Raw genomic sequence first — 10,894 nt, 5'->3', positions numbered from 1 at the left:
CGTTTTTGGTGGCGCGGGGCCGGGCGTTTTTTATCACGCACCGGGTCAACCCGGGCCGGGGCACCCCCGCTTTTTGCCGGGGGCGGGTTCGGCGGGCCCGGGGGGCCGGGGGGGGCGGGGCCCCCCGTCGCATTTGTCGAGCGTCGAAACGGACAGTGAGATGAACCAGCACGTCACGGCCGAAGCATCCGGTCCGGTCAATATATCGGCCGGGCAGGAAGATGTCGTACGCCTGGTCGACCTCAAGCGCCGCTTCGGCGCGACGCCTGCGCTCGACGGCGTCTCGCTGACGGTGCGCAAGGGCGAGATCCTCGGCATCATCGGCCGCAGCGGCGCCGGCAAGTCGACGCTGATCCGCTGCCTCAACGGGCTGGAGCGGCCGGACTCCGGCGACGTCTTCATCGAGGGCCGCGAGATCGGCCGGCTCGGCGAGCGTGAATTGCAGCCGCTGCGGCGTCGCATCGGCATGATCTTCCAGCACTTCAATCTGCTGTCGGCCAAGACCGTGGAGGACAATGTCGCGCTGCCGCTGAAGATCGAGGGCCGCCCAAAGGCCGAACGGCTGGCGCGCGCCGCCGAATTGCTCGACCTCGTCGGCCTGTCGGAGAAGGCGAAGGCCTATCCGTCCTCGCTGTCGGGCGGCCAGAAGCAGCGCGTCGGCATCGCCAGGGCGCTGGCCGCGCGGCCGGCGCTGCTGCTGTCCGACGAGGCGACCTCAGCGCTCGATCCGGAGACGACGCGCTCCATCCTGGCCTTGCTGAAAGACATCAACCGGCAGCTCGGCCTCACCATCCTGCTCATCACCCACGAGATGGAGGTGATCCGCTCGATCGCCGACCGCGTCGCGGTGATCGATGCCGGGCGCATCGTCGAGCAAGGCCCGGTGTGGTCGGTCTTTGCCGAGCCGCGTTCCGAAATCACCAGGAGCCTGCTCGGCGGCATCCGCCCGCAACTGCCGGCCGAGATTGCCGGCCGGCTTGCTCCCGGAGGCGGCGCCGAGCTCATCCTCAGGGTCGACGTCGCAGGTGAGGCCGCGCGCGGTCCGCTGCTGTCCGATCTTGCGGTGGCGGTGCCGGGGCCTTTCCGCCTCGTCCATGGTGGCATCGACCATGTCCAGCAGCAGCCGGTCGGCACGCTGTTCCTTGCGGTCGCGGGCAACGATCCGAAACATCTGTCGAAAGTAATCGCATTCCTGAAGGCCCGCGACGCGCGCGTGGAGGTGCTTGGCCATGTCGCCGGTTCTGTTTGAACTTCTGCTGCGTTCGATCTGGGAGACGGTCCTGATGACGGCGGCATCGGGCCTCATCTCGCTCGTCTTCGGGCTGCCGCTCGGCCTGGCATTGATTGCCACCGAGCGCGGCGGCATTGCCGAAAGCCTGTGGGTGAACCGCGCGCTCGGCGCCGTCATCAACGGCTTCCGCTCGGTGCCTTTCATCATCCTTCTGGTGGCGCTGATCCCGGTGACGCGGCTGATCGTCGGCACCTCGATCGGCACCTGGGCGGCGATCGTGCCGTTGTCGATTGCGGCGACGCCTTACTATGCCCGCATCGCCGAAGTGTCGCTGCGCGAGGTCGATCGCGGCCTGATCGAGGCGGTGCGCGCCATGGGCGGCAACCGCTGGACCATCATCCGCGAGGTGCTGGTGCCCGAAGCATTGCCCGGCATCATCGCCGGTTTCACGGTGACGCTGGTAACGCTGATCGGCGCCTCGGCCATGGCCGGCGCCATCGGTGCCGGCGGGCTTGGCGACCTCGCCACCCGCTACGGCTACCAGCGTTTTGAGACCAGCGTCATGGTCGCCGTGGTCATTGTGCTGATCATCCTCGTTTGCGGCATCCAGTGGGTCGGCGACCGGCTGGTCGCCAGGCTGGACCGGCGCGGATGAGCGCCACGAACGTTATTTGCCGGCAGGCTGCCAAACGCAGCGCCGGCTTTCTCTATCGGCGCCGAGATTGGATTGCGCGTTGCTTTGATCGGACCGGCCTGCGTGCCACCGTGACAGCGGAACAAGGAGCTTGACCATGCCCAGGATCGTACCCGTGCTTGATCTCGGCCGTCTCGAACAGGGCGCTTCCGAGCGGCGAACGTTTCTCTTCGACCTGCGCACGGCCGCGCGCGATGTCGGCTTCTTCTATTTGACCGGCCACGGCATATCGACTGCGGATACCGCAAAAGTGCTCGACGCCTCGCGCCGGTTCTTTGCCTTGCCGGAAGCCGACAAACTGGCGATCGAAATGGTGAAGTCCTCGCAGTTCCGCGGCTATACGCGCGCCGGCGGCGAGCTGACCAAAGGCAAGGCCGACTGGCGCGAACAGCTCGACATCGGCGTCGAACGCCCGGCCATCGAACAAGGCCCCGGCGTGCCCGCCTGGACGCGGCTGCAAGGGCCCAACCAGTGGCCGGCCACGCTGCCCGAGCTGAAGCCGGCGCTGCTCGCATGGCAGGCCAAGGCGACGGCGGTGGCGATCCGGCTGCTCCGGGCCTTCGCTTTGTCGCTCGATCAGGCCGAGGACGCCTTCGATCCCGTCTACCGGGCCGAGCTCAACCATCGCATGAAGATCGTGCGCTACCCCGGCCGCGACGCCACCGGCGACAACCAGGGCGTCGGCGCGCACAAGGATGGCGGTTTCCTGACGCTTCTGTTGCAGGACGAGAGCAAGGGGCTGCAGGTCGAATATGACGGTGCCTGGGTCGACGTCGATCCGCTGCCCGACACGCTGGTGGTCAACATCGGCGAACTGCTCGAGCTGGCCTCCAACGGGTATCTGAGAGCAACGGTCCACCGCGTGGTAACGCCACCGGCCGGTGTCGAGCGGATTTCGGTGCCCTTCTTCTTCAGCGCCCGGCTCGACGCCACGATCCCGCTGCTCGACCTGCCCGAGGATCTGGCGGCCGAGGCGCGGGGGCCGGCCAGCGATCCCGACAACCCGCTGTTTCGCAATGTCGGCACCAATGTGCTGAAGAGCCGCCTGCGCTCGCATCCCGACGTGGCGCGCCGGCACTATGCCGATCTTCTGGTAACCGACGCCTCACCGGCTGAAATCTTTCAAAACGAGAACGAAATTTCCGAATCTCGCGTCGTTTTAGAAAGCCGTTCGTCGCCATGTGCCGCGAATACGCGCATATAGGAATTATCGTTCGGCGGTTTCCTCCCATTCCACCGAGCGGTGTTCCCCTCTGAAGGTTCTTGACCTTCTTTTGGCCGGGCCGCTTTCGCGCCCGGCCTTTTTTATGTCAATAGCTCTTCTTTCTTCCCCACAAGGGGAGAAGGAAGAGGCGCCAGGGGACTTCACCCAAACTTCGGATCAAGGCTCCCCGACTTGTAGCGCTTGGCCATCTCGGCTACCGGCAGCGGCTTGATCTTCTGCGCGTTGCCGGCGGTGCCGAACTGCTCGAAGCGCTCCTTGCACAGCTTGCGCATCGCAGCCATGGCCGGCGTCAAATATTTGCGCGGATCGAACTCCGACGGGTTTTCGGTAAGCACCTTGCGGATGGCGCCGGTCAGCGCCATGCGGTTGTCGGTGTCGATGTTGATCTTGCGCACGCCGTGCTTGATGCCGCGCTGGATCTCTTCCACCGGCACGCCCCAGGTCGGCTTCATCTGGCCGCCATATCTATTGATGATCTCCTGCAGGTCCTCGGGCACCGAGGACGAGCCGTGCATGACCAGATGCATGTTGGGCAGGCGGCGGTGGATTTCCTCGATGACATTCATCGCCAGCACCGCGCCGTCCGGCTTGCGCGAGAATTTGTAGGCGCCGTGGCTGGTGCCCATGGCGACAGCCAGCGCATCGACATGGGTGTCCTTGACGAATTCGACCGCCTGCACTGGGTCGGTCAAGAGCTGGTCGTGGCTGATGGCGCCTTCGACGCCGTGGCCGTCTTCCTGCTCGCCGCCGCCGCTCTCAAGCGAACCGAGCACACCGATCTCGCCTTCCACCGACACGCCGCCCCAATGCGCCATGTCGACGACGCGCCGGGTGATGCCGGAATTGTAGGCATAGTCGGCCGGCGTCTTGCCGTCCTCTTTCAGCGAGCCGTCCATCATCACCGAGGTGAAGCCGTACTGGATGGCGGTGACGCAGGTGGCTTCGTTGTTGCCATGGTCGAGATGCATGCAGACCGGGATGTCGGGGTGGATTTCGACCAGCGCGTCGATCAGCTTGGCCAGCACCACGTCATTGGCGTAGGCGCGGGCGCCGCGGCTTGCCTGCAGGATGACCGGCGACTTGGTCTCCTCGGCCGCCTCCATAATGGCGAGGCCCTGTTCCATATTGTTCATGTTGAAAGCGGGTACGCCGTAGCCGTACTCGGCGGCGTGATCGAGCAATTGTCTCAGTGTTATGCGAGCCACCCAATAGTCTCCCGTATCTGGTTTCAAGCGCAACGTCGCGGGCCGGCCGGTTGCCGGCCTAGATGCTTCTGGCCGGATTTCGCCAGAACCGCAACCGTCAGCGGCCATCGGGGCCGCAATTCTTGTTGCAGGGCTGAAATCCGGTAGCCAGCCGGTGAGGCGCTAATCTCCCCCATTGAGGGGGAGATGGCCGGCAGGCCAGAGGGGGTCGGTTCGACTGGAGCGCTAGCGTCATCTGTCGGTGCTGGGAGTTCGCGTCAGGACGCGCCGACCCCCTCTGTCGCCTTTGGCGACATCTCCCCCGGACCCTCAAGGGGGAGATTATCCGCGTTCGGGGAACATCGCCTTCAATCCTTCGCGCGAAGCCTTGGCCACACCGCGCTCGGTGATCAGCCCCGTCACCAGCCGTGCCGGCGTCACGTCAAATGCCGGATTTGCCGCCGGCGTCGCTTCGGGCGAAACCCGCACCTGCGCGATCTTGCCGTCCGCCGTCTTGCCCCAGACCAGCGACACCTCGTCACCGGAGCGTTCCTCGATCGGGATTTCGGTCAGGCCATCACCCACCGTCCAGTCGATGGTCGGCGAGGGCAGAGCGACGTAGAAGGGCACCTCATTATCGGAGGCGGCGAGCGCCTTGAGATAGGTGCCGATCTTGTTGCAGACGTCGCCATTGGCCGTGGTGCGGTCGGTGCCCACGATCACCATGTCGACCGCGCCACGCTGCATCAGATGGCCGCCGGCATTGTCGACGATCAGCGTGTGCGGCACGCCGTGGCCGGCCATCTCCCAGGCGGTCAGCTGGGCGCCCTGGTTGCGCGGGCGCGTCTCGTCGACATAGACATGGACCGGAATGCCGGCCTCGACGGCGAGATAGATCGGCGACGTGGCGGTGCCGTAATCGACCGTCGCCAGCCAACCGGCGTTGCAGTGGGTGAGGATGTTGACCGGCTCGCCCGGCTTCTTGCGTGCCGCGATCTCCTTGATGATGGCAAGCCCGTTCTCGCCGATGGCGCGATTGAGATCAACATCCTCGTCGGCGATTTTGGCAGCGCGCTTATAGGCCGCCTCCGCGCGCTGTCCCAATACGATCGGCCTGAGGAACCGCCGCATCTCGTCCAGCGCCCAGCGTAGATTGATCGCAGTCGGCCGCGTCTTGTGCAGCGTCTCCCAGACCGCGTCGAGCGCTTCGTCAGACGGATCGTCCGCCATCTGGATGGCCACGCCGTAGGCCGCGGTGACGCCAATCAGCGGCGCGCCACGAACCCACATGTCACGGATCGCGGTGGCGATGCCGGCAACGCTCCCGATCGTCTCGACCCGGAACTCGTGCGGCAGCCAGCGCTGGTCGATGATCTCGACCGAACGCTGGTCGTCGCTCAGCCAGATGGTGCGGTAGTGGCGCTCGCCGACGTTCAAATCCTGCTCTCCCGTTCGATCGAAGCGGCCAGATTATTGACCTCGTCCATGCCGTGAATCTGGCGCCGGTTGACGGCGATGTGACGGCCGAATTTCAGCGCCTTGGCCTCGCAGGAGGCTCGCAGATCCTCGTCTTCAATGGTCTCGAAATCGGCATTGTGGGCGAGGCCGAGGATGCGCCGGTGCACCTCGATGCCGGCAAAGCCCAAGAGGTCGGTCCAGATCTGGTGCAGCACATGGTCGAGCGCCTGCTCCGAGGCGAGAATGTCGCCCTGATCCTCGAACAGGCTCTTCTGGTAAAGCATGCCGGTGCGCTCGGTGCGCCATAGATGCGAGAACTCGGCGCGGAACACCGTCCAGGTGTCATTGGTCACCCCGAGCAGATAGGCACGCATGGCGTCACGCTTGCCCTTGTGTTCATGGCCGCGCTGCGAGAAGTAGGACATCCAGAAATTGGCGAGCAGCATGCCGACGTCGAAGGCCATCGGACCGTAGAAGGCGAATTCCGGATCGATCATCCGCGTCTCGGTGTCGGTGACCATGATCGAGCCCGAATGCAGGTCGCCATGCAGCAGCGTCTCGGCGTTGGCGGCGAAGATATGCTTCAGCCGCTGCGCCTCGACCTTGAGGTCGCGGTCGGCGCGCAGCTCGGCGACTAGGCCGTCGAGCTGCGGCGAGGTGTGCCGGTTCAGCTTGGCGTCGAAATAGGGATCGGAAAACACCAGGTCTTCCGTGATGCCGCAGAGCTCGACATTGTCGGCAAACAGCGCCAGGTCGGCCTTGCGGTCCTTGGTGGGCATAGAGAGATCAGAGCCGCGGAACAAAGTGCGGGCCATGAACAGGCCGATGTCGCGGGCGATATTTGGCAACTCGCGGCCGTCGATCAGGGCACGGCGCAGGATGATGTGCGGCGGCGCCAGATATTCCATGATGATCAGCGCCTGGGCTTCGTCGAAATGGAGGATCGCCGGCACCGAGCCCGGCGCGCGCGCCTCTTGCCGCGTCAGCGCGTGATACTCGAAGAAGGAGCGTTTGAGCGGCAATGGCCAGCTGTCGCCGACGAGGCGAACATAGGGCAGGGCCTGCTTGACCACGGCCGCACCCGACACGCCCTCGACGATGAAGACGAGGTTGAGATTGCCGTCGCCGACCTCGCGCACCTTCCAGGCACCGGTATCGAGGCCGATTTTTGCGCACAGCGCATCGTTCGTGCCAAGGCGCGTTGCAAGCGTCTCCACCGACAGTGCTTCGAACGGCAATTTCGCAGTCATTCCTCACCCTCCCGCTTGCTCGCTCCAATCATAGTGGAGCGATGGCGGTGAGGCCAAGCTAGGAAGCTGACTGGCAATTGTCAATCGAGTTGACAATTGATGACGCAGCCCATAGCGTCATCGTCAGGGAGGAACGAATGGGCAATGATGCCGTGTTCCGCGTGGGCGGCCTGAGGAAATCCTTTGGCCATATCGAGGTGCTTGGCGGCGTCTCGCTCGAATTGCATGCCGGTGAGATCACCGTGCTGATGGGCGCCAATGGCGCCGGCAAGTCCACCCTCGTGAAAATTATCAGCGGCGTCTATGACCATGCCGGCGGCACCATGCACCTGGCCGGTCATGATTTCGCGCCGAACACGCCGGCAGAGGCGATCCGCGCCGGTGTCGTTACCGTGCACCAAAACATCAATGACGGCGTCGTCGCCGATCTCGATGTCGCCACCAATCTGACGCTCGACCGGTTGACCGGCAAGGGCGCGCCGCTGCTGTTCAACCCCGGCCGGGTGCGCCGCGACGCCAAAGCGGTGGCCGACCGCATGGGGCTCGCCATCGACCTCAAGGCCCGCATCAGCGACCTGTCGCTGGCCGATCGCCAGATGGTGGCCATCGCGCGCGCCATGGCGCACCAGCCGAAAGTGCTGATCCTCGACGAGCCGACCTCGTCGCTGTCCAGCGCCGAGGCCGACCGGTTGTTTGCGCTGCTCGACCGCTTGCGCGAGCAGGGCGTCGCCATCCTCTACATCTCGCATCGCATGTCGGATATCAGGCGGCTGGCCGACCGCATCGTCTCGATGCGCGATGGCGTCATCTCAGGCGTCTTCGATAGCAAGCCTCTCGACTATGAGGGCGCCGTTAACGCCATGCTCGGCCGCAAGATCCATCTTGACCGCATCGAAGCCAGGAGTTCTGCCAAGCCGATCCTGACCGTCGATGCCTTGCGCATCGCCCCTGGTGCCCGGCCATTCTCGCTGACGCTCGGCGACGGCGAGGTCGTTGCCATCACCGGCCTCGTTGGCGTCGGCAAGACCGCGCTCGCCGAGACGCTGTTCGGCTTGCGCAAACCGCTGTCCGGCACGATGACTTTATATGGCAAGCCCTATGCGCCCGCGTCGACCGGCGAAGCCATCGCCGCCGGCGTGTTTCTGGTCGCCAAGGACCGTGGCGAAAACGGCGTCGTCGGCGGCTTCAACATCCAGGAAAACATCAGCCTGCCCTTCCACAAGCGCATGTCGCGCTTTTCAGTTCTCAAACGCGGCCTTGAACGCACTATTGCCCGCCGGCAGATCGAGGATCTCGGCATCGTCTGCCGCTCGGAGAAGGACGAGATGACCACTCTGTCGGGCGGCAACCAGCAGAAGGTGATGGTGGCCCGCTGGATGGCGCAGGACGCCCGATTGTTCATTCTCGACGAACCGTTCCAGGGCGTCGATATCTCCGCCAGGCGCGACATCGCCGCCAAGCTGAGGGCCAGCGCCAATGGCCGCGCCACGCTGCTGTTCGTCACCGAACTCGACGAGGCACTGGAGACGGCCGATCGCATATTGGTGATGTCCGAGCAGACCATCGTCGGCGAACACCGCAACGCCGATGTCGATCTCGACCGTCTGCTGGCCGAAGTCGCGGGCGGGCCGTTGCACAGTGCGGCCTGAGCCACGATGATTGAAGAACTGAGGGTTGGAATGGAGTGCACGGGTTTGAGTTGGGTATTGACGGCGGGCGCTGAATGACGCTGCGCGATTACGCTATCCGCTACGGGTTCATCGTGCTTCTGTTCGGGCTGATCGCGTATTTCGCCATCGCCGCCGACGGGTTCGTCTCGCCGCAAAGTGCCGTCTTCATTTTCCAGTCGGTCGCCATCACCGGCGTGCTGGCGCTGGGCGTCACCGCCACACTGGTTGTCGGCGGCTTCGATCTCTCGATCGGCTCGGTTGCCACATCGGCCATGATGGCGGCTGCCTATGTCATGGTGGTGCTGGAGCAGAACGTTGTCGTCGCTGTCCTCATCTGCCTGCTCATCGGCGCCCTTGTCGGCCTCATCAATGGCTGGCTGATCGTCTATATGCGCGTGCCCGATCTGCTGGCGACGCTCGGCATGATGTTCCTGCTCGTCGGCCTCCAGCGCATCCCGACTGAAGGACGCTCCATCGCCACCGGTATGACAATGCCGGACGGCTCGGTCGCCAACGGCAAATTCTCCGACGCCTTCCTGGCGCTCGGCCGCCACCGCTTCGACTTCTTCATCCCGAACCTCATTCCGGTCTCGGTGATCGTGCTGATCGTGCTCGCCGTGCTGATCTGGTTCTTCCTCGAATACACACGCTTCGGCCGCATGATGTATGCCGTGGGCAGCAATGAACGGGCCGCCGAACTCGCCGGCGCGCCTGTCAAGGCATACAAGATCTGGGCCTACGTCATTTCAGGAGTTTTTGCCTCGATCGGCGGGATTTTGCTGGCCGCACGGCTTGGACGCGGTGACATCGCGTCGGGTAATAATCTGCTGCTCGATGCGGTTGCCGCGGCGCTGATCGGCTACGCGGTGCTCGGCGCCGCCAAGCCGAACGCCTTCGGCACCGCCATCGGCGCGCTGTTCGTCGGCATCCTGCTGCAAGGCCTGACGATGATGAACGCGCCTTACTACACGCAGGATTTCGTCAAGGGCGTGGTTCTCGTCGTCGCCCTTGTCTTTACCTTCGCCCTTTCCGGCCGGGGCAGGAGATAGAATGGCTGCCGGGACAGTTTTGGGTTCAACAAACGGAGGAAAGAACGTGAACATCACAAGACGACTTTTGGGGAAGGTCGCGCTCGGATTGGCCGGCGCAACAATGCTGATGCAGGTCCCGGCCTTTGCCGCCGACAAGCCGGCGCCGTTCGACAAGCCTGGCGTCAAGATCGCGCTGGTGCGTTATCTCTCGACCGGCGATTTCTTCCAGGCCTATCTCTCGGGCGTCGAGTCCCAGTCCAAGGCGCTCGGCATCGACCTGCGCGTGCTCGACAGCCGCCAGGATGCCGCCCTCCAATCCGACATGGTCGACCAGGCCATCGCACTCGGCGTGCAGGGCATCATCATCCAGCACGGCCTGACGGAATCGATGAAGGACGCCGCCCAGCGCGCGGTTGATGCCGGCATCAAGGTCGTCGCCTTCGACGTCAATGTCGAAAACCCCAAGATCCCGCAGATCGAACAGTCCGACAAGGACCTGGCGCGCCTGGCGCTCGAGCAGGCGGTCAAGGACAATGGCGAGAGCTGGAACGCCGGCTATGTCTATGTCGCTGGCATCGCGCCGCTCGACCGCCGCAACGAGACCTGGGTCGACGTGAAGAAGAAACATGCCGGCATCAAGGAAGTCGCGATGTTCGGCACGCTCGACAACCCGATCGCCAACTCGGTCGCCAACCAGGCGCGCTCGGTGCTGCAGGCGCATCCCGACATCAATGTGATGTTCGCGCCCTATGACGAGTTCGCCAAGGGTGTGAAGATCGCCGTCGACGAAGCGGGGCTGAACAAGAAGATCAAGATCTACTCGGCCGACATCTCGACCTCCGATATCGCGGCGATGCGCGAAACCGACAGTGCCTGGGCAGCGACCGCCGCCACCAACCCGGCCGTCGTCGGCCAGGTCTCGGTGCGTGCGCTGGCGCAGTTGCTCGCCGGTGAAGATCCCGGCCACAACGTCATCGTGCCGCCGACGCTGATCACCCAGAAGGACCTGATCGACAAGGACATCAAGAACATGGAGGACTTGTCGGCCAAGCTGCCGCAATTCGCCCATGCCGATGTCGCCATGCCGGCCTGGATGCCGAACCCGAACGCGAAGTAGGGATTGGTCGTCTGATAGATGCGAAGGGCGGCTA

At 64.3% G+C, this 10,894-nt stretch carries 9 protein-coding genes; 6 read left to right on the top strand and 3 right to left on the bottom strand.

The annotated features are described in order from the left end of the window. Nucleotides 1–160 precede the first annotated feature (160 nt). From NKI06_RS13825 to NKI06_RS13815, 3 genes are all read left to right on the top strand, one after another. Nucleotides 161–1,249: a methionine ABC transporter ATP-binding protein gene (locus NKI06_RS13825; protein WP_352544864.1), complete on the top strand. Its 1,089-nt coding sequence runs from the start codon at nt 161–163 to the stop codon at nt 1,247–1,249. Beyond that, nucleotides 1,230–1,886, top strand: a complete 657-nt coding sequence (locus NKI06_RS13820; RefSeq protein WP_352985791.1) for a methionine ABC transporter permease — start codon at nt 1,230–1,232, stop codon at nt 1,884–1,886. The genes NKI06_RS13825 and NKI06_RS13820 overlap by 20 nt, the downstream gene beginning before the upstream one ends. A gap of 136 nt (nt 1,887–2,022) precedes the next feature. After that, entirely contained in the window at nt 2,023–3,129 is a 1,107-nt protein-coding gene (locus NKI06_RS13815) for an isopenicillin N synthase family dioxygenase (RefSeq protein WP_352985789.1), read from the top strand. 161 nt (nt 3,130–3,290) lie between these two features. On the opposite strand, the gene fba is transcribed toward NKI06_RS13815, so the two are convergent. From fba to mtnK, 3 genes are all read right to left on the bottom strand, one after another. Continuing rightward, entirely contained in the window at nt 3,291–4,355 is a 1,065-nt protein-coding gene (gene fba / locus NKI06_RS13810) for a class II fructose-bisphosphate aldolase (protein ID WP_023749737.1), read from the bottom strand. A gap of 321 nt (nt 4,356–4,676) precedes the next feature. Beyond that, entirely contained in the window at nt 4,677–5,771 is a 1,095-nt protein-coding gene (mtnA, locus tag NKI06_RS13805) for an S-methyl-5-thioribose-1-phosphate isomerase (RefSeq protein WP_352985787.1), read from the bottom strand. Further along, nucleotides 5,768–7,042, bottom strand: a complete 1,275-nt coding sequence (gene mtnK / locus NKI06_RS13800) for an S-methyl-5-thioribose kinase (protein ID WP_352985785.1) — start codon at nt 7,040–7,042, stop codon at nt 5,768–5,770. Before mtnK ends, mtnA begins: the two co-directional genes overlap by 4 nt. A gap of 137 nt (nt 7,043–7,179) precedes the next feature. Between mtnK and NKI06_RS13795 the strand changes: the two genes are divergently transcribed. From NKI06_RS13795 to NKI06_RS13785, 3 genes are all read left to right on the top strand, one after another. Beyond that, nucleotides 7,180–8,691: a sugar ABC transporter ATP-binding protein gene (locus tag NKI06_RS13795; protein WP_352985783.1), complete on the top strand. Its 1,512-nt coding sequence runs from the start codon at nt 7,180–7,182 to the stop codon at nt 8,689–8,691. Nucleotides 8,692–8,765: 74 nt separating this feature from the next. Beyond that, nucleotides 8,766–9,761 carry an ABC transporter permease gene (locus NKI06_RS13790; RefSeq protein WP_352985781.1) on the top strand — a complete coding sequence of 332 codons (996 nt, stop codon included), beginning with the start codon at nt 8,766–8,768 and terminating at the stop codon, nt 9,759–9,761. A gap of 46 nt (nt 9,762–9,807) precedes the next feature. Next, nucleotides 9,808–10,860, top strand: coding sequence for a substrate-binding domain-containing protein (locus NKI06_RS13785; protein WP_023692173.1), 1,053 nt, complete (start codon nt 9,808–9,810; stop codon nt 10,858–10,860). The last annotated feature ends 34 nt before the right edge of the window (nt 10,861–10,894 follow it).

The organism is Mesorhizobium sp. M0772 (assembly GCF_040320135.1).
Taxonomy (GTDB): domain Bacteria; phylum Pseudomonadota; class Alphaproteobacteria; order Rhizobiales; family Rhizobiaceae; genus Mesorhizobium.
This window is presented reverse-complemented; position numbering and strand designations above follow the sequence as displayed.